This is a genomic window from Streptomyces sp. NPDC001922, from assembly GCF_042891165.1.
Lineage (GTDB): Bacteria > Actinomycetota > Actinomycetes > Streptomycetales > Streptomycetaceae > Streptomyces.
Map to the genome: position 1 here is coordinate 201,004 of NZ_JBIASV010000006.1, position 19,545 is coordinate 220,548.

Here is a 19,545-nt window from a genome sequence, read left to right on the forward strand (position 1 = left end):
TCGAAGATGAGGTCTAGCTGGGTGAGGTGGCCGCCCCGGAAGAAAGCGCGGGGCGGGGCGGTTCGAGGTAACCAGTGCAACAAAAAACCCCTCGTGCCGTGAGGCAAGCGAGGGGAGCGCGCCGGGTGTGGTCCGCAGGGTTTCATCGTGACCCTGCTTCAGCCGACGCGCTTTCCAAGTACGAGAATTCGGGTGCGCATGGCTTGACCCTCTCCCCGGCGCACTACGGGTGTCAAGTGGGTGGGACGGAGGTCTCACTATTTGAGCGCAATGGCGGATGCACCAGGGAATCCGGACCGTCCCGGCCGTCGCTCACGGCGATCCGCTTCGGCAGCGCCTCCCGCCCCTGCACCCCCACCTTCACCGGCAGGGCACTGGTGGTGAGCACGGCTTCCCGGCCCGCTTCGAGGCAGTCGGCGGGGCCCGGTACGGGGTAGTCGCCACGGTCCAGGGCGCGCCGCAGCCGGTGCTCGTCGAGCGGCCCGGAGAAGGCCATGCCCTGTCCGTGGGTGCAGCCCATCGCCCGCAGCGCCGCCACCTGCTCCGGCAGGTCCACGCCGTCCGCGACGGTCTGCAGCCCGAGGTCGCCCGCGATGCGCAGCAGCCCGGACGTGATCTTGTGCAGCCGGGCGGACTCGACCACGCCTTCCACCAGCTCGCGGTCGAGCTTGAGCACATCGACCGGGAGCCGGCGCAGGGCGCTGATGGCGGCGCACCCGCTGCCGAAGCCGTCGAGGGCGATGCGCACACCGAGCCGCCGCAGAGCGGTCAGCCGGCGTTCGAGTTCGTCGAGGGAGACGCGCGGGTCGGTGTCGGCCAGCTCCAGCAGGAGGGCGCCGGACGGCAGCCCGTGGCGGGTGAGCAGCGCTTCGACGCTGCCCGGCCCCAGGCCCCGCTCCGTGAGGCGGTGCGGGGAGAGGCGGACGGCGACCGGAGCGGGGTACCCGGCACGGTGCCGCTCCGCCGCCTGCTCCACCGCCTCCTCCAGGAGCCACCGGCCGATGTCGGCCGCGCGCGCCCCGTCCTCGCCTCGTGCGCGGTCGCCGCGCACCCGGTCGGAGACCCGGAGGAACTCGTCGGGGGTGAAGAGGATGCCCTGCTCGGAGCGCCAGCGGGCCTGTGCGGAGACCGTGGTGATCCGGCCGCTGCCGAGCTCCACCACGGGCTGGTGGAGCAGGGCGAACTCGCCGTCGTGGAGGGCGTTCCGCAGCCGGGTGGCGACTTCGGCGCGCCGGACCACCTCGGCCTGCATCTGCGGTGCGTACAGCTCGACCCGGCCCTTGCCCGCGGCCTTGGCGCGGTACATGGCCAGGTCGGCGTTGCGCATGAGTTCCGTGGGGTTGATCCCGGGGTCGGCGAAGGCGACGCCGATGCTGGCGGCGACGCGCACCTCGGTGCCGCCGGAGACGCAGTAGGGACGGGAGAGGCCGGTGCGCAGCCGCTCGGCGACCTCGAGGATGCGGTACTCGCGGGCGGCCGTGTCCTGGGTGCCGTCGCCGAGGATGAGGGCCGCGAACTCGTCCCCGCCGAGCCGGGCCGCGGTGTCCCCGGCCCGGACGGACTCCTGGAGCCGGCGGGCGGCGTGCACCAGGAGTTCGTCACCGGCCTGGTGGCCGACGGTGTCGTTCACCGCCTTGAAGCCGTCGAGGTCGATGAAGAGCACGGCGGTGCCCGGGTCGGTGGCCCGGCGCCCGCTGAGCGCCCGCCGCACGCGCTGCGTGAAGAGGGCGCGGTTCGGCAGGTCGGTGAGCGGGTCGTGTTCGGCGCTGTGCCGCAGCTGGGCCTGGAGCCGGACCCGTTCGGTGACGTCGCGGCTGTTGAAGATCAGGCCGCCGTGGTGCCGGTTGACGGTGGACTCCACGTTGAGCCAGCCGTCGTGCCCCGCCCGGCGGACACCGGCACGGAAGCGGCATTCGATGCGGGTGGTGGGCTCGTCCTCCGGCTGCGCGGCCAGGAACCGGCGCACCTCGTGCACCACACCGCCGAGGTCCTCGGGGTGGATGAGCGAGGCGAACTCGGAGCCGATGAGCTCCTCCGGGTCGATGCCGTAGACCCCCGCGGCGGCGGGGCTGACGTAGCGCAGCACTCCGGTCGGCGCGGCGATCATGATGACGTCGCTGGAGCCCTGCACCAGGGAGCGGAAGTGGTTCTCCTTCTGGGCCAGTTCCTGGGTGAGGCTCATGTTGTCCAGCAGCATGATGCCCTGCCGCACCACGAGGGCGAGCACGACGGTGCAGGCCGTGAAGATCACGACGCGGTCGATGCGGCTGCCGTCGATGACGTTGTAGAGGATCCCGAGCGTGCAGACGGCCGCGGCGAGATACGGGGTGAGGGCGGCCAGCGAGCCCGCCGTCGGACGGCTCGGGTGCGGCTCGCGGCGGCTCCGGGCGCAGGCGTCCGCATCCGGCTGCTTGGCGACCCAGGGGGCGTACGCCAGGAGTATGGAGCCGGCGAACCAGCCGGCGTCGAGGAGCTGCCCGGAGCGGTAGTGCTCCCGCAGCAGCGGCGAGGTGAACAGCGCGTCGCACAGCACCGTCAGGGCGAGCGCCGCGATGGCGGTGTTGATCGCCGACCGGTTGGCGGAGGACCTGCGGAAGTGCAGTGCCAGCACCATGCTGACCAGCACGATGTCCAGCAGCGGATAGGCCAGGGACAGCGCGGCGCGGGCCACGCTCTCGCCCTCCTGGTGCGCCGTGTGGGCGAGGGCGAGGCTCCAGGAGATGGTGAGCAGGGAGCCGCCGATGAGCCAGGCGTCGAGAGCCAGGCAGGTCCAGCCCGCCCTGCTCGCGGGGCGCTTGGCCAGGACGAGCAGACCCACGATGGCGGGCGGCGCGAAGAGCAGGAAGCAGAAGTCGGCCCCGGACGGGCTCGGTACGGGCTCCCGCAGGACGACCTCGTACCAGCCCCAGATCGCGTTGCCGAAGCCGGCCATGGCGGAGGAGAGGGCGAACAGCAGCCAGGCGGGGCGCAGGCAGCTGGTGCGGGACCGGCCGTAGCAGAAGCAGGAGACGGCTCCCGCGAGGGCGGCGGCGGCGAGGCCGAAGTCCCCCATGACGACCGCGAGTCGGGGCGATCCCCAGCCCAGGGCGGCGCCGGTGGCGTATCCGCCGCAGACCAGGGCGAGCAGCAGCTGGGGAAGCAGGCCCGTCCCGCCGCCGGAAGCCGGCGGCCGGGAGAGCACCGCCCCCGGGGTGCTCACCGCACCGTCCTTGGCGGCGCGGTCCTCCGCTGAGGTCTGCGCGCGTCGACGCTCGGGAGTCTCCGGCGGCTGTCGCGCCTCATCCGACTGACTGGGTGGTTGATCCATTGGCCGTGCATCGCCCGTCGCCCCCCTCGAGTTCCGGTCCATCGCTGCGCCCGTCGCACTGCCCCCGGGCGCAGTCCCCGTCGGGACGATACACCAGTCCGGTCACTCAGGGACATAGCATCTCTACACAGCGTAACTACCAGCGAGATTGCGGCGACTCAGCGCAGTCGAACGGACTCGGAGCGTACTGAACGCGCCCCGGAGGGTGTGCTTCCGCTCCCGGTCAGCCCGCCGTGGCGACCACGTTGGCGAGCGGCTCGTCCGCGGCAAATCGGACCAACTGCTCGCGCAGCAGCCGCTTCGCACGGGGCAGGAAGGCCGAGGTGGGTCCGCCCACATGCGGCGTGATGAGCACCCCGGGGGCGTGCCAGAGCGGGTGGCCGGCGGGCAGCGGCTCGGGGTCGGTGACGTCCAGCGCCGCCCGCAGCCTGCCCGTCCGCACCTCCGCGAGCAGGGCCTCGGTGTCGACGACGCCGCCGCGGGCGACATTCACCAGCAGTGCGCCGTCCTTCATGCGGGAGAGGAATGCGGCACCCGCCAGGCCACGGGTGTCATCGGTGAGCGGGGTGGTGAGGACGACGACATCGGCCTGGGGCAGGAGTGCGGGGAGTTCGGCGAGTGGATGCACCGGGCCGCGCGGGGAGGTACGGGCAGAGCGCGCGACGCGCGCCACCCGCGCACATTCGAAGGGGACAAGCCGGTCCTCGACCGCGCTGCCGATGGAGCCGTATCCGACGATCAGGACGGAGCGGTCGGCGAGCGCGGGGCGGAACCCGGACCGCCACTCCTCCGCGTCCTGTCCACGGACGAAGTCCGGGATGCCGCGCAGCGACGCCAGGATGAGTGTGAGGGCCAGCTCCGCGGTGCTCGCCTCGTGGACACCGCGCGCGTTGCAGAGCTGCACGCCGGGGCGCAGCCCGGACAGGGCGGGGAGCACGTCGTCGATACCGGCCGTGAGGGTCTGGACCACCCGCACCGCCGTCATCTCCGGCAGCGGCCGGACGGAGACGGCTGAGCCTTTCATGTAGGGAACGCCGTAGAACACACAGCGGGCGGGGTCCGCCGGGAAGTCCGGCTCTCCGTCCCAGAAGTGGTAGGCGAACCCGTCGGGGAGGCCGTCGAAGAGATCGGGCCGCACCGGCAGCCATACATCAGCAGTCATGGTCAGGAGGTTACGGCCGGTCATCGCAGAACTGCCGCGTCCGCGGACGGGCGGGTCCCTCGGCGGCTCCGGCCGATCTTCCGCGACGGCGGCTGCCCGGGCGGCTCCGCTGCGCGTCCGGGCCGGTGGCAGAGGTTAGTTTGGGGATCACGCAAGGGAGGGGTGCAGGACCAGGTGGAGCGCAGGACAATCGGCGCGGAGGCGCTGTCGGTGGGCGCGGTCGGCCTCGGGTGCATGCCGATGAGCTGGGCCTACACCACCTCGCAGCAGAGCGGGGAGAGCTCGCTGCGCGCGGTGCACACGGCTCTCGACCGCGGTACGACGCTCCTCGACACCGCCGACATGTACGGGCCGTTCACCAATGAGCTGCTGGTCGGGCGGGTGCTCAAGGAGCGGCGCGCGGACGCGTTCGTCTCCACCAAGTGCGGCCTGCTGGTGGGCGAGCAGCACATCGTCGCCAATGGGCGCCCCGGCTATGTGAAACGGGCCTGCGATGCCTCGCTGCGCCGTCTCCAGACCGATGTGATCGACCTCTACCAGCTGCACCGCCCCGACCCGGAGGTGCCGGTGGAGGAGACCTGGGGCGCGATGGCCGAGCTGGTCACGGCCGGCAAGGTGCGGGCGCTGGGGTGGTGCGCGTTCCAGAAGGAGGCGCGGCGCGTCCGGCGGCGGGCGGCGGCCCACGGCAGGGACGAGGCGCAGCGGAGCCCCGGCGCCCGGATGCACGACACCACGATCGGCCAGCTGACCCGGGTGCAGCAGGTCTTCCCGGTGAGCAGTGTGGAGGCCGAGCTGTCCGTCTGGTCGCCCGAGGCGCTGGAGTCGCTGCTGCCGTGGTGCGAGTCGCGCGGTATCGGCTTTCTCGCAGCCATGCCGCTCGGGAACGGCTTTCTCACCGGCACCCTGACGCCGGGCCAGGGGTTCGAACCGGATGACGTCCGGGCCCGCCATCCGCGGTTCACGGCCGACATGATGGCGGCGAACCAGCCGATCGTGGCCGGGCTGCGCCGGGTCGCGCAGCGGCACGGGGCCACCCCGGCGCAGGTGGCGCTGGCCTGGGTGCTGGCGCAGGGCCGGCATGTGGTCCCGGTGCCGGGTACGAAGAAGGAGCGGTGGGCGTTCGAGAACGCCGGAGCCGCCGCTCTCCGGCTGAGCGGGGAGGACCTGGCGGAGATCGCGGACCTGCCGCCGGTGCAGAGGTCCTGGGACTGACCGGCGGCCGCCGCCGTCGGGCGTGGGACGTGGCCGGGTGGTGCGGGGTGGTGCGGTGGTGCGGTGGTGCGGTGGTGCGGCCACGGAAAGGTCGTGAGGCGGGCGGCTTCCGGAGGCGGGGGCAGACCTTGCGGGGCGGGGGCGTCCGAGGGCTTCCGAGGTGGGCGGGACGGTGTCCGGCTTCCGGGACGGGCGGCCGGTTCCGGGGACGGCGGGACGGGATCTCCGGGGCCGATTCCGAGGCGGAGCCGGGCAGTTCGCGGGGCGGTCCGGGTCCGGTGGCGGCAAGTCGGATCCGCATGAGTGGACCGGGAACCCCGCGGGGGCACGGCGGTGTATGAAGCAATGTGATGCACTGGATGGGACCGAGAGGATCGTTCGTCATGCGACGACCTGTTGTGACTGCGCTGACCGCCGTGGTGGCCGCTGCGGCCCTCCTGTTCGTCTCCGGCTGCTCGTCGGACGGCGGCTCCGGGCCGCCGGAGCGGTCCGCGACGTCGTCCTCGCCTCCCGGCTCCTCACCACCCGACGGCGCCACGTCCTCCCCGGCGCCCGCGAAGGGCTCGGTGAAGGTGGAGCGCACGGTCGCGACGGGCCTGAAGTCCCCCTGGGGACTCGCCGCGCTGCCGGACGGTGACCTGCTGGTGTCCTCCCGCGACACCGGGAAGATCTTTCTGATCGCGGCGGACAGCGGAAAGAAGACCGAGCTGGGGTCGGTTCCGGGCGTCTCCGCGGGCGGCGAGGGCGGTCTGCTGGGGATCGCCGTCGCGCCCACGTTCGGGGCGGACCCCTTGGTGTACGCCTACTTCACCACCGCATCCGACAACCGCATCGCCCGCATGGTCTACGACGAGAAGAAGCCGGCGGGGAGCCGTCTCGGCGCACCGGACACCATCCTCAAGGGCATTCCCAAGGGCCAGGTCCACAACGGCGGCAGGATCGCGTTCGGCCCGGACAGGATGCTCTACGCGGGGACGGGCGAGAGCGGCGACCAGGGCCTCGCACAGGAGAAGGACTCGCTGGGCGGCAAGATCCTGCGGATGACGCCGGACGGGGAGCCGGTCCATGGCAATCCGTTCCCGGACTCCGTGGTCTACAGCTACGGGCACCGCAATGTGCAGGGCCTGGCCTGGGACGCGGACAAACGGCTGTGGGCCGCGGAGTTCGGGCAGAACACCTGGGACGAGCTGAACCTCATCGCTCCCGGCAAGAACTACGGCTGGCCGGATGTGGAGGGGAAGGGCGACAAGCCCGGGTTCGTGGACCCGGTCGAGCAGTGGTCGACCGAGGATGCCTCACCCAGCGGCATCGCCTGCGCCCGGGGCTCGATCTGGATGGCGGGACTGCGCGGCGAACGGCTGTGGCGCATCCCGCTGGACGGCACGAAGCCGGTGGCGCGGCCACAGGCCTTCCTGGACGGCACGTACGGACGGCTCCGCACCGTCGTGTCCGACGGAGCGGATCGGCTCTGGCTGGTGACGAGCGAGACCGACTCCCGGGGAACACCGGAGAAGGGGGACGACCGCATCCTGCAGGTGAAGGTGTCCTGAGCCGGGCACTCCTGCTCCCCGCCCCGGCCCCAGCCGAGTCCTGAACGCAGTCCTGGACGCAGTCCTGGACGTCGTGATGACCCGGCCCCGGGCCTGGACCCGGCCCCGGACCCGGTCGTCGTCCGGGACCAGGGCCCGGCCGGACCCGGACCTGGTCAGACGGTGGGTTCCGTTCCGGCGAAGAGACGCATGCGGTGCGCGACGGACGCCGCCTCGCCCCGGTTGGAAACCCCCAGCTTGGCCAGGATGTTGGAGACGTGGACGCTTGCGGTCTTCGGTGAGATGAAGAGTTCTTCGGCGATCCTGCGGTTGCTGTGGCCCAGGGCGACCAGCCGGAGCACATCCCGCTCACGCCGGGTCAGGCCGGAACCGCCGTCCGGATGGGACGGGCTGCCCGCGTCCCGGAGACCGCCGCCCCCGTGGCCGCCGAACTCCGGATGGCTGCCGACGCCCGTCCGACCAGCGGATGCCGACGTGCCGCCGGCGTCCGCCGGAGAATCGGAGGGACCGGAGCGGCCGGCAGCGGGGGCGTCGGTCTCGAACCCTGTCCCCGCCGCTGTCCCCGCACCGGTCACGGACTCGGCGGCCAGGGACAGGCGCGCGCGGCGGGCGAGGAGTTCGATGTCTTCGCGCAGCGGGCCGGCCCGGAGCCGGGTGGCGACGGCGTAGGCCTGTCCCAGGAGTTCACCCGCCCGGTCGCGTACCGCTCCGGTGTCGGGCCCTCCGGCCCTGGCGCCCAGTACGGCGGCGGCGCCCAGCTGCGCCTCGGCCCAGCGGTGGCGGATGTCGGCCAGCACATGGGGATGGCCGTAGGGCTCGAAGGCGGCCGCGGCCTCGGCCCAGAGCTGCGGCCGGTGCTGTCCGTCGGCCCGGGCGAGTTCCGCGTCGAGGCGGCGGGACCACGCGGACCACAGCGGTGAGGGGCACCCCACGGTACGGGAGGCCGCCTCGATCCGGGACAGCAGCCGCCGGTGCTCCGCGCTGTCGGTCCCCGGGAGGCCGCGCGCCTGTCCGGCGACCTGGGCCCCGCCGACGAGCAGCCGCCAGACGTAGGGCTCCTGGCCGAGCAGCGGGAGGAGGTTCAGCGCGCCGTCCAGAGCGGAGACCGCCTCGCCGAACCGGCCGTGCGCCGCCTCGAACCTCATCTCGGCCTGGGCGAGGGGGATTTCGTACTGCGGTTCCATGTCTTTCTTGCCGAGGCGGGTGCGGCACTCGGCGATCAGGGCGGGAACCCGTTCGTACCTCCCCCGGTTGAGGTCGAGTTCGAGCCGGTACATCACCAGGGAGGCCATGGGCCGGGCACTGCGGGCCCGGTCCCGCCACTCCTCCAGGACCAGGGCGGCCCGGTCCCATTCACCGAGCAGCAGCAGGACCTCCGCGAGGTTCCCGGCGACGAAGGCGGCGCTGCCGAGCAGCCGGTGCCTGACCAGCGTCTCGATGCCCGCCTCGGCCACGTGGACCGCCTCCGCCGTGCGGCCGAGCCGGTGGAGCACGTCCACGAGGTTGGCGTGGACGCGGCCCAGAGCGCGCGGCGCCCAGATGGTCTCGACGAGTTCCCGCACCTCGTAGAGCTCGGGGATGCTGTCCTCGTCGCCGCGCTGGGCCCGCAGACAGGCGCGGGTCACCCGGGCGTTGAGTTCGACGTCGCGGGCGCCGACGAGTCGGGCGAGGTCCACGGCCCGTTCGGCCAGGTGCACCGACCCCTCCTCGGACACATGCAGGCTGTGCCAGGCCGCTGCGTGCGCCAGGACGTCGGCGTGCACCGCGGACGGCGGCAGGCCGGTGACCAGCTCCTGCGCCCTGGATATCTCCGCCCAGCCGTCGCCCCGTCCCACCGAGGTGACCAGCCGGGACCGCTGCATCCAGAACCAGGCCGCGCGCGCCGGGTCACGGTCCTGGTCGATCAGCTTCAGCGCCTTCTTGACCAGTGCATACGCCCGTTCGGGCACATCGTCCCAGCGGGCGGCGACCGCGGCTTCCGCCAGCAGGTCCAGGAAGTGCAGATGCCTCTCCTCGCCGTCCGGGGGACAGCTGCAGGGCGGGTAGGACTCGACGCTGCCCGAGCCGGACAGCCGGGAGCGCTCCTCCGCGGGCACGTCGTCCCACAGTTCCATGGCCCGTTCGAGCAGTTTGACCTGCTCGGCGTAGGCGTGACGGCGCCGTGCCTCGCGGGCGGCGGCCAGCACGGCGGGCAACGCCTTCCGGGCGTCATGGGCGGAGTACCAGTAGCCGGCCAGCCGGGTGGCCAGCTGTTCGGCGCGGACCAGGGAGGGGTCCGCCTCCAGCGCCTCGGCGTAGCGGCGGCTGAGCCGGGAGCGTTCGCCCGGCAGCAGGTCCTCGACGACGGCTTCGCGCAGCAGTGCGTGCCGGAAGCGGTAGCCGTCGCCGTCGTCCGTGGGAACCAGGACGTTGCCGCCGACGGCGGCGCGCAGCCCCTCGATCAGCTCCTCGTCCCCGAGCCCGGCGACGGCGGCGAGGAGGGCGTACTCCACGGTGGTGTTGCGGGCGGCGATCCGGACGATGCGCTGCGCCGCCTCGGGCAGCGCCTCGACCCGTACCAGCAGCAGGTCGCGCAGCGAGTCGCTGAGTCCGCAGGAGCCGTAGTCGCTGGTCGCCAGCTCCTCCACGAAGAACGGATTGCCCTCGGAGCGGTCGAAGATCTGGTCGGCCAGGCCGTGTTCGGGTTCGCTGCCCTGGATGCCCGCGAGCTGCCGGTGCACCTCGTCGCGGCTCAGCCGGGGCAGTTCGATGCGCTGCACGGTCCGCAGCCGGTCGAGCTCGGCGAGGAACGGCCGCAGCGGGTGGCGGCGGTGGATGTCGTCGGTGCGATAGGTGGCGAGCACGACGAGCCGGGAGCGCTGGAGGGAGCGGAAGAGATAGCCGAGCAGTTCGCGGGTCGAACGGTCGGCCCAGTGGAGGTCCTCGATGGCGACCACGAGCGGACGGTCCGTGGCGAGACGTTCCAGCAGACGTGCCGTGAGCTCGAACAGCCGGGCCCGGCCCTCCTGGTCGTAGGTGTCCCGGGCGAGGCTCCCGATGTCGGGCAGGAGCCGGGCGAGCTCGTCCTCGCGCCCCGCGGCCGCCTGTTCCAGCTCGGGGCCGAGCTGCCGGTGCAGGGCGCGCAGTGCTGTCGCGACAGGGGCGAACGGGAGTCCGTCCGCGCCCAGTTCCAGACAGCCGCCGACCGCGGTCACCGCGCCGGAGCGCTGGGCCGCGCAGAGGAACTCCTCGAGCAACCGGGTCTTGCCGCCTCCGGCCTCACCACCGACGAGGACCGCCTGCGGCTCCCCCGCGGCGGCGCGGGCGAACGCGTCGGTGAGCGCGGTCAGCTCGTCGGCTCGGCCGACGAAGACAGGGCTGATCGATCTGCTCTCCACATCGCTGAGCATGGCATACGGGGCGGCCCGCGCGGCACTGGCACTTCCCGGCCGTATCGCCTCAAACCCCTTGCTCACGAAGGGGGTTCGGTCGGTACCGGCGAAGACGGAGCGAGCGGTTCCTGTCACGGCGACCCCCAGTGCGGGTGAGCTGGGCGGCACGCCGCCCGGGCCGCGCGCCCGGGGTGCCGATCAGGACACGGCCGGTGCCGGGGGACGGGGCCCGGAACGCGGTGTCCGGAACGAGCCCTCCCGGCGGGGCCGCCCGTCGATGACGTCGGCGTGCGGGCACCGACGGGCCGAGCGTTCAGACGCGGGCAGCCCGTACGGTCCCGCCGCCGTCCCGCGAGGCGCTTCTGCTCACCCGCCCTTCCGCTTCGGGGCCGGCGGAGCCCCGGGCCGCGTCCCGGCGGGCGCGGACGGCCTCACGGGCGAGCCGGTGCCGGGCGGCGACGCGCATCAGTTCTTCCTGACGGTCCCGCTGCAGTTCGTAGGCGAACATCGTGATCTCCCGGTGACGTGGCTTCCGTTCTGCTTCCACCTTCGTCTTCCGGAGCCCCCCGCCGCATCGGGCGACTTCCCGATCTTCGGGAGGCCCGGTGCCTTAGTTCCGCTGCCCGAGGGGCCTCGAACACGCCTAAGGCCCCCTCGGAAAGGGGGCCTTAGGCCGCACGGTCGGCGGGCTGAGGGGGTGTACGGCATCACGGCACCGCACGCACCCCGTTACGGGGCTGTGGGCACCCCGCCGAGGAGGTCGAAGTAGATGCCGCCGGAGACGAGAAGGCCGAGGACGCCGAGGACGACTCCGGCGACGGAGACGGCCCGGATCCAGGGTGCCTGCCCGGTCCCCGCACCGGCCGGACGGAGCAGAACCGCTCCGGAGACGATCAGCGCCGCCAGGGCGAAGACGCCGTTGAACAGGGCGGTGGTGTGCCAGGGCGTGCTGTAGAGCGCGGTGATCTGCTCCTGCGCCTGGGCCTGTGCCGCACCCGAGGAGGTCTTGATCTGGCCGATCAGCTGCTGCCGTTCGGCCGCGAGGCGGCCGACCCAGGTACCGGTCAGGGACGCGAGACCGAGGGCGGCGCCGACCACCGCGGCGGCACCGGCCGCCACCGGCGTCGAGCGCGCCGGCACCGGGGCGCCGGCTTCCGGGCCGTCCTCGTCGAGGCCGTCGGAGTCCCGGTCCGTCCGGTCGGTGGCCGCGGTCTCCTTCGGCGCCTCCGTTGCCGCGGGCTTCCCGGCTTCCGGAGCCTCGGCGGCCTCGTCGGTCAGGTCCTTCGTCTCGGTGTCCGTGGTCTTGGTGGTGTCCATGGTCCGCACCGTAAGCGCCGTTTCTGAGAGTCCTCTTAATTCTCGCGGCATGATCCGTTACGGCTTGATGCCCAGGAGGCCGGCTTGATGCCCAGGAGGCCGGAGGGCCGGTGACGCCTCGGGGCCCGGCCCCCCGGGGGCGCCCCTCGACGGCCGGACCCATCGGGGACCGGACACCTCAGCCGTCCGCCACTCCACGGTCACACCTGGGAGCTCTCCGTCACATCCGCGGCTCCTCGGTCGCGCCGCGGCGCCGGAGCGCGGTGCGCGCCGGGCTCCGCCGTTTCCCCGGCCCGCAGCCACTCCCCGGCCAGCAGGGACCAGATCTCGGTGTCCTGCCGGGTCCCCGCGTACGGGAAGTTCTGCCGGAGCACGCCGTCCCGGCTCATCCCCAGCCGCCGGGCCACCGCGATGCTGCGCACGTTCGGCGCGGCGGCGTGCCACTCCACGCGGTGGATGCCGCGTTCCCGTACGGCCCAGTCGATCAGCAGGCGCACGGCCCGGGTCACCAGGCCGCGGCCCTGCCCCGCGGCCTCGGCCCAGCAGCCGATCTCGCAGACGCCGGTCCGGGCGTCGAACGTCACGAACGTGACACCGCCGACCAGGGTTCCGTCCAGCCAGATGCCGTAGATCCGCCCGGCGTCGGCGGCCTGCCGGTCCGCGTAGTCCCGGAGGACCGTCCGCGCGGAGTCGAGGTCGGTGCTCCGGCAGGCCCACGGAATCCAGGGGTCGACATCGGCCCGCGCCCGGTCCATGTGGGCCAGGAACTCCTCGGCCTGCCAGGGCTCCAGCGGACGCAGCTCGGCCGCGTCTCCGAGGGGCACTGCGAACATCGCTCTCCTTCGCTCGTCCTGCGCCGGCCCGGGAACTCCCCGGGCCGCGGTCGGCGGACGACGCGAGCCGACGGGACGGACTCCCCCGCCCCTGCCCCCGCACCGCTCCCGCCCCGGGCCGGCCCCGCCCGCTCCGGCCCCCGTACGGACGACAGCTCCGCACGGACGCCGGCCCGCACGAGCCGGTCCCCACGGGCCGGTCCCCACGGGCCGGTCCGCAGGACGCCGGTCCGCCACGGGCCGGTACGTGTCCGGGCCGGTACGTGTCCGGGCCCGCCCGTTTCAGCGGACGAGTGCGTCGACGTCCTCGCTCGTGCGCTGCGCAGGAAGTGTCGCATGGGCGGTCTCCGGCGCCTCGATGCTGAACCGGGGCAGCAGCCGGTCGAGCCACTTCGGCAGCCACCAGTTGGCGCCGCCCAGCATGTGCATCAGCGCCGGGACCAGGAGCGTCCGCAGCACGAAGGCGTCCAGGGCCACCGCCGCGGCCAGGCCGATGCCGAACATCGCGATGATCCGGTCACCGCTGAGCACGAAGGCGGAGAAGACCGCGATCATGATGACGGCCGCGGAGTTGATCACCCGGCTGGTCTCGGCGAGGCCGACGCGTACCGCCCGCCGGTTGTCCCGGGTCTGCTGCCACTCCTCGTACATCCGGCTGACCAGGAAGACCTGGTAGTCCATGGAGAGGCCGAAGAGCACCGAGACCATGATCACGGGCAGGAACGGTTCGATCGGCCCGGCGCTGCCGAGGCCCAGCAGTTCGCTGCCCCAGCCCCACTGGAAGATCGCGACGACGACGCCGAAGGAGGAGGCGACGGCGGCGATGTTCATCGCGGCGGCCTTGAGCGGGATGCCGATGCTGCGGAAGGCGAGCAGCAGCAGGGCGCAGCCGAGGGCCACCACCACGCCGATGAAGAGGGGCAGCTTGCCGATGATCACGGATGCGAAGTCGTCGTAGGCGGCCGTGAGCCCGCCGACGTGGGTGTTGAGGGAGGTGCCCTGCTCCGCCGGGGGCAGCACGTCGTGCCGCAGCCGCTCGACGAGCTGGGAGGTCCGCTCCGACTGGGGAGCGCTCTCCGGGACCACGGTGATCACGCCGGTGCCGCCGCTGCGGTCGACGGTCGCGGTGGTCACGTGCGCGACGCCCTCGGTCGCCCGCAGTTTCTCGGGCAGCTTGTCGAAGGCCAGCTTGTCGGCGGCTCCGTCGATCTCGGAGACCAGGGTCAGCGGGCCGTTGGAGCCGGGGCCGAAGCCGTCGGCCAGCCGGTCGTACGCCTGCCGGGTGGTGCTGGACGCCGGGTTGTTGCCCTGGTCGGAGGTGCCGAGGTGCAGCGAGGTGGTGGGCACCGCCAGGACGATCATGACTGCGGCGGCGATCCCGCCGAGCAGCTTGGGGTGCCGTTCGACGAAGGCGGACCAGCGGGCGGAGAAGCCGGTGGGCAGCTCGGGCTTCGGCCCGTGCTCGACGAGGCGGCGGCGCTCCCGGCGGCTGAGCACCTTCATGCCCATGAGGCCGAGCAGGGCGGGCAGCAGGGTCACGGAGGCGGCGACCGCCAGGACGACGGTGAGCGAGGCGGCGAGCGCGACGCCGTTGAGGAAGGTGAGCCGCAGCACCAGCATGCCGAGCAGGGCTATGCAGACGGTCGCGCCCGCGAAGACGACCGCCCGCCCGGAGGTGGTGACGGCGCGCCGGGCGGCCTCCGCCACCGGTAGCCCCTGCCGGAGGCCTCTGCGGTGCCGGGTGACGATGAACAGCGCGTAGTCGATGCCCACGCCGAGTCCGATGAGCATGCCGAGCATGGGCGCGAAGTCGGCGACGGTCATGACATGACTGAGCAGCGAGATGCCCAGATAGGCCGTGCCCACGCTGACCAGCGCGGTGGCGATGGGCAGCAGCATGGCGGAGAGCGACCCGAAGGCGAGGAAGAGGACGGCCGCGGCGGCGAGGACGCCGACGATCTCACTGAGGTGCGCGGACGACTTCTCGGTGAGGGAGACTCCGGGTCCCCCGACGTCGACCTGGAGCGCGCCGTTCTCCGCGTCCAGCGCGGTGTCCACGATCTTCTGCACCTGACCGCGGCCGAGGTCGTCCGGGGACTTCTCGTAGACGACGGTGGCGTACGCGGTGTGGCCGTCCCGGCTGATCTGGTTGGCGCCCTCGGCGCCGTACGGACCGGTGATGGCGGCGACGCCGGGCAGGTCCTCGACCTCGTCCAGCGTCTGAGTCATGTGGCGCTCGACGGACTGGGCCCGGACGGATCCCTGGTCGGTGTGCCAGACGATCGTGTCGTTGTCGCCGCTCCGGCCCGGGAAGGCCTCTTCGAGCTGCTTGCTCGCCTTGCCCGATTCGGTGCCCGGAACGTCGTAGTCGTTGGAGTACGAGGACCCCGTGAGGGCTGCCGCGACGCCCACGCCCACGAGAGCGGCGAGCCACAGCAGGATGACGACGAAGCGACGCTGGAGACACCATCCGGCAAGTGCAGCCATGCGCAGACTCTCCCTGAGCGTTGTGTGGATCTTTCCGGGAAATGACCCACAACGGACATAAGGCGTACCGGGCCACTGTTACAGGCCTGCAAGATCAAGTGAGCGTTTCGTGGGTTTAGTCACATCGACCCGGGGGAAGCACGCGTCCCGCTCCGCAGCGGAACGGCTCGGCCGGCCCCGCCACCGGCCGGTTTCCGGCCTCCACGGCCCGCACCCGGCGGCCGGTCCGGCGAAAGCGGAACCCACCGGGCACACGGAACGGCCGAGGGGCGGCCCTCCCGATGTCGGGAGGACCGCCCCTCGGCCGCTGTGTCACCGCGGACGGATGCGGGCCCGGTCCGCGGACGTACCCGGGCTCACCCCGCCCCCGGGGTGGTCCGGCGCGTCAGCCCTCGACGCCCAGCTTCTCCAGGATCAGCTCGCGCACCCGTGCCGCGTCCGCCTGGCCACGGGTGGCCTTCATGACCGCGCCCACCAGCGCACCCGCCGCCTGGACCTTGCCGCCGCGGATCTTGTCCGCGATGGCCGCGTTGGAGGCGATGGCCTCGTCGACGGCGGTGCCCAGCGCCCCCTCGTCCGAGACGACCTTCAGCCCGCGCTTCTCGACGACCGTGTCCGGGTCGCCCTCGCCCGCGAGCACGCCCTCGATGACCTGGCGCGCCAGCTTGTCGTTGAGCGAGCCCTCGGCGACCAGCGCCGTGACCCGGGCGACCTGCTCCGGGGTGATCGGCAGCGCGGACAGCTCGACGCCGTCCTCGTTGGAACGCCGCGCCAGCTCGCCCATCCACCACTTGCGCGCCTGGTCGGCCGGGGCGCCCGCCTCGATCGTGGCGAGGATCGACGGGATGGCTCCGGCGTTGAGGACCGACTGCATCTCGTGGTCCGACAGGCCCCACTGCGCCTTGAGCCGCTGCCGCTGCACGCGCGGCAGCTCGGGCAGCTCGGCGCGGAGCTGCTCCACCCAGTCACGGGACGGGGCGACGGGCACCAGGTCCGGCTCCGGGAAGTACCGGTAGTCCTCGGCCTCCTCCTTCACGCGGCCGGAGGTGGTGGAGCCGTCCTCCTCGTGGAAGTGACGGGTCTCCTGGATGATCGTCCCGCCCTCGCCCAGCACCGCGGCATGCCGCATGATCTCGAAGCGGGCGGCCCGCTCGACGCTGCGCAGCGAGTTGACGTTCTTCGTCTCGGAGCGGGTGCCGAACTTCTCCCGGCCGTGCGGGCGCAGCGACAGGTTCACGTCGCAGCGCATCTGGCCCATCTCCATCCGGGCCTCGGAGACGCCCAGGGCCTTGATGAGCTCGCGCAGCTCGGCGACGTACGCCTTGGCGACCTCGGGGGCCTTGTCACCCGCGCCGACGATCGGCTTGGTGACGATCTCGATCAGCGGGATGCCGGCCCGGTTGTAGTCGAGCAGCGAGTGGGAGGCGCCGTGGATACGGCCCGTCGCGCCGCCCACGTGGGTCGACTTGCCGGTGTCCTCCTCCATGTGGGCGCGCTCGATCTCGACCCGGAAGGTCTCCCCCTCGACGTCGACGTCCAGATAGCCGTTGAAGGCGATCGGCTCGTCGTACTGCGAGGTCTGGAAGTTCTTCGGCATGTCCGGATAGAAGTAGTTCTTCCGGGCGAAGCGGCACCACTCGGCGATCTCGCAGTTCAGCGCGAGGCCGATGCGGATCGCCGACTCGACGCCGGTCGCGTTGACGACCGGGAGCGAGCCGGGCAGGCCGAGGCAGGTGGGACAGGTCTGCGCGTTGGCGTCGGCACCCAGGGTGGTCGAGCAGCCGCAGAACATCTTGGTCGCGGTGCCGAGTTCGACGTGGACCTCGAGGCCCATCACGGGCTCGTAGGCCGCCAGAGCGTCCTCGTACGACACCAGTTCAGTGACGGTCACGGAAACTTAACCTTTCAGCCCGCGAGGACGTCGTCGTCGCCCATGCGGCGCAGCTCGCGGACGAGGAGCGCGACGCCGGTGGCGACAGCGGCGGCGGATACGACCGCGTCGACCAGCATCAGCTTGTCGTTCTCGAAGCGGGCCTTCTTGGCCTGCTTGACGATGCTGACGGCGCCGAACAGCGTGGTGCCGATGGACAGGTACGTGCCGGGCTTCGACTTCTTGAAGCCCTTGGCCTTGGCGAGCTTTCCACTCACAGCGACGGTGCCTCCTCCAGCAACGGGTGCCCCCAGCGGGCAGTGAACGCGGCTTCCACAGCTGCGCCTACCCGGTAGAGCCGATCATCGGCCAGCGCGGGCGCGATGATCTGCAGACCCACCGGGAGCCCGTCCTCCGGCGCGAGGCCGCAGGGCAGGGACATGGCGGAGTTGCCGGCCAGGTTGGACGGGATGGTGCACAGGTCGGCCAGGTACATCGCCATCGGGTCGTCGGCCCGCTCCCCGATCGGGAAGGCGGTCGTCGGCGTGGTCGGCGAGACCAGCACGTCGACCTGCTCGAAGGCCGTCTCGAAGTCCTGCGTGATGAGGGTGCGGACCTTCTGCGCCGAGCCGTAGTACGCGTCGTAGTAGCCGGAGCTGAGCGCGTAGGTGCCGAGCATGATGCGGCGCTTGACCTCGGGGCCGAAGCCGGCGGCGCGGGTGAGGGCGGTGACCTCCTCGGCGGACCGGGTGCCGTCGTCGCCGACCCGCAGGCCGTAGCGCATGGCGTCGAACCGGGCGAGGTTCGAGGAGCACTCGGACGGCGCGATCAGGTAGTACGCGGCGAGCGCCTTGTCGAACGACGGGCAGGAGATCTCGACGATCTCGGCGCCCAGCTCACGCAGCAGCTCCACGGACTCGTTGAACCGCTGCATGACGCCGGCCTGGTAGCCCTCGCCGGCGAACTCCTTGACGACGCCGATGCGCATGCCCGTGACGTCGCCGTTGCGCGCGGCCTCGACGACCGGGGGCACGGGGGCGTCGATGGACGTGGAGTCCAGCGGGTCGTGTCCGGCGATCACCTCGTGGAGGAGGGCCGCGTCCAGGACCGTACGGGCGCACGGACCGCCCTGGTCCAGGGACGAGGAGAAGGCGACCATGCCGTAGCGGGACACCGCGCCGTAGGTCGGCTTGACGCCGACCGTGCCGGTCACGGCGGCGGGCTGGCGGATCGAACCACCGGTGTCGGTGCCGATCGCGAGCGGGGCCTCGTACGACGCGATGGCCGCGGAGGAGCCGCCGCCGGAGCCGCCGGGGATCCGGGTCAGGTCCCAGGGGTTGCCGGTCGGGCCGTAGGCGCTGTTCTCGGTGGAGGACCCCATGGCGAACTCGTCCATGTTGGTCTTGCCGAGGATGACGACGTCCGCGTCCTTGAGGCGGCGGGTGAGCGTCGCGTCGTACGGCGGGATCCAGCCCTCGAGGATCTTGGAACCGACGGTCGTCGGGATGCCCTCGGTGGTGAAGATGTCCTTCAGCGCGAGCGGGACACCGGCGAGCGGGCCGAGCTGCTCGCCCCGGGCCCGCTTCTCGTCGACGGCGCGCGCCTGGGCGAGCGCGCCCTCGCGGTCGACGTGCAGGAAGGCGTGCACCTTCTCGTCGACGGCCTCGATCCGGGCGAGGTGGGCCTCGGTGACGGCGACGGCCGTCACCTCGCCCGCGGCGATCTTCGCCGCGGTCTCGGCGGCGGTGAGCCTGGTGAGGTCGGTCATGTCAGTCCTCCCCCAGGATCTGCGGCACCTTGAAACGCTGCTGCTCCTGGGCCGGGGCGCCGGAGAGCGCCTGCTCGGGCGTCAGCGACGGACGGACGACGTCCGGACGCATGACGTTGGTCAGCGGCAGCGGGTGAGAGGTCGGCGGAACGTCTTGGTCGGCGACCTCGGAGACGCGGGCGACCGCGCCGATGATGTCGTCGAGCTGACCGGCGAAGTGCTCGAGCTCTTCGCCGGTCAGCTCCAGACGCGCCAGCCGGGCGAGGTGGGCGACCTCCTCGCGCGTGATGCCAGGCATGCAGCGATCCTCAAGGGTGAGTGTGTAGGTTTCGGGGCCAATCCTATGGCGCGGGGGGTGGTGGCCGCGAAACGCTTTGTCGCCATGCGGGGTCGCCGTGCGGCGCGCGCTCGGGATTCCTGCGGGCTCGCTTGTGCGGGCGTCGGTTGTGCGGGTGCGGGTGCGGGTGTGCGGGCGCTGGTTGTGTGGGTGCGGGTGCGGGTGTGCGGGCGCTGGTTGTGTGGGTGCTGGTGGGTGGTGGGTTTCGGGGGTGGGGGGGGCCGGGGGGGGGGGGGGGGGGGGGAAAAATAAAAGGCCCCGGGGGGCCCAAAAAAAAACCACAAACAACAAAACCCCCCCCCCCCCACCCCCCCCCCCCCCAGGAACACAC

At 72.4% G+C, this 19,545-nt stretch carries 13 protein-coding genes; 2 read left to right on the plus strand and 11 right to left on the minus strand.

Going from position 1 to position 19,545, the window contains the following annotated elements; translation table 11 throughout:
• Positions 1–232: 232 nt before the first annotated feature.
• The gene (locus tag ACFYYR_RS12795) at positions 233–3,199 is read right to left on the minus strand and encodes a putative bifunctional diguanylate cyclase/phosphodiesterase (RefSeq protein WP_388850796.1); all 2,967 of its coding nucleotides are present in this window, start codon (positions 3,197–3,199) and stop codon (positions 233–235) included.
• Between the two features lie 331 nt (positions 3,200–3,530).
• Positions 3,531–4,469 (minus strand): 2-hydroxyacid dehydrogenase, encoded by a 939-nt coding sequence (locus ACFYYR_RS12800; RefSeq protein WP_388850799.1) that lies wholly within the window; start codon positions 4,467–4,469, stop codon positions 3,531–3,533.
• 174 nt (positions 4,470–4,643) lie between these two features.
• Between ACFYYR_RS12800 and ACFYYR_RS12805 the strand changes: the two genes are divergently transcribed.
• Positions 4,644–5,681 carry an aldo/keto reductase gene (locus ACFYYR_RS12805; RefSeq protein ID WP_388850802.1) on the plus strand — a complete coding sequence of 346 codons (1,038 nt, stop codon included), beginning with the start codon at positions 4,644–4,646 and terminating at the stop codon, positions 5,679–5,681.
• A 383-nt stretch (positions 5,682–6,064) separates the two neighbouring features.
• Positions 6,065–7,231 carry a PQQ-dependent sugar dehydrogenase gene (locus ACFYYR_RS12810; protein WP_388850805.1) on the plus strand — a complete coding sequence of 389 codons (1,167 nt, stop codon included), beginning with the start codon at positions 6,065–6,067 and terminating at the stop codon, positions 7,229–7,231.
• A gap of 155 nt (positions 7,232–7,386) precedes the next feature.
• Here the strand turns inward: ACFYYR_RS12810 and ACFYYR_RS12815 are convergent, their stop codons facing one another.
• The 9 genes from ACFYYR_RS12815 to gatC form a co-directional block, all read right to left on the minus strand.
• Positions 7,387–10,608 (minus strand): AAA family ATPase, encoded by a 3,222-nt coding sequence (locus tag ACFYYR_RS12815; protein WP_388850808.1) that lies wholly within the window; start codon positions 10,606–10,608, stop codon positions 7,387–7,389.
• A 307-nt stretch (positions 10,609–10,915) separates the two neighbouring features.
• Positions 10,916–11,149 (minus strand): hypothetical protein, encoded by a 234-nt coding sequence (locus ACFYYR_RS12820; protein ID WP_388850811.1) that lies wholly within the window; start codon positions 11,147–11,149, stop codon positions 10,916–10,918.
• Between the two features lie 182 nt (positions 11,150–11,331).
• Entirely contained in the window at positions 11,332–11,919 is a 588-nt protein-coding gene (locus ACFYYR_RS12825; protein ID WP_388850814.1) for a hypothetical protein, read from the minus strand.
• 200 nt (positions 11,920–12,119) lie between these two features.
• Entirely contained in the window at positions 12,120–12,752 is a 633-nt protein-coding gene (locus ACFYYR_RS12830) for a GNAT family N-acetyltransferase (RefSeq protein ID WP_388850816.1), read from the minus strand.
• A gap of 282 nt (positions 12,753–13,034) precedes the next feature.
• Positions 13,035–15,239 carry an MMPL family transporter gene (locus tag ACFYYR_RS12835; RefSeq protein WP_388850818.1) on the minus strand — a complete coding sequence of 735 codons (2,205 nt, stop codon included), beginning with the start codon at positions 15,237–15,239 and terminating at the stop codon, positions 13,035–13,037.
• A gap of 385 nt (positions 15,240–15,624) precedes the next feature.
• On the minus strand, positions 15,625–17,130 hold the full coding sequence (gene gatB, locus ACFYYR_RS12840) for an Asp-tRNA(Asn)/Glu-tRNA(Gln) amidotransferase subunit GatB (RefSeq protein ID WP_388850821.1): 1,506 nt from the start codon (positions 17,128–17,130) through the stop codon (positions 15,625–15,627).
• Positions 17,131–17,144: 14 nt separating this feature from the next.
• Entirely contained in the window at positions 17,145–17,387 is a 243-nt protein-coding gene (locus ACFYYR_RS12845) for a hypothetical protein (protein WP_388850824.1), read from the minus strand.
• Positions 17,384–18,877, minus strand: coding sequence for an Asp-tRNA(Asn)/Glu-tRNA(Gln) amidotransferase subunit GatA (gatA, locus tag ACFYYR_RS12850; RefSeq protein ID WP_388850827.1), 1,494 nt, complete (start codon positions 18,875–18,877; stop codon positions 17,384–17,386). The genes ACFYYR_RS12845 and gatA overlap by 4 nt, the downstream gene beginning before the upstream one ends.
• Position 18,878: 1 nt before the next feature.
• Positions 18,879–19,175 carry an Asp-tRNA(Asn)/Glu-tRNA(Gln) amidotransferase subunit GatC gene (gatC, locus tag ACFYYR_RS12855; RefSeq protein ID WP_388850830.1) on the minus strand — a complete coding sequence of 99 codons (297 nt, stop codon included), beginning with the start codon at positions 19,173–19,175 and terminating at the stop codon, positions 18,879–18,881.
• Positions 19,176–19,545: the final 370 nt, after the last annotated feature.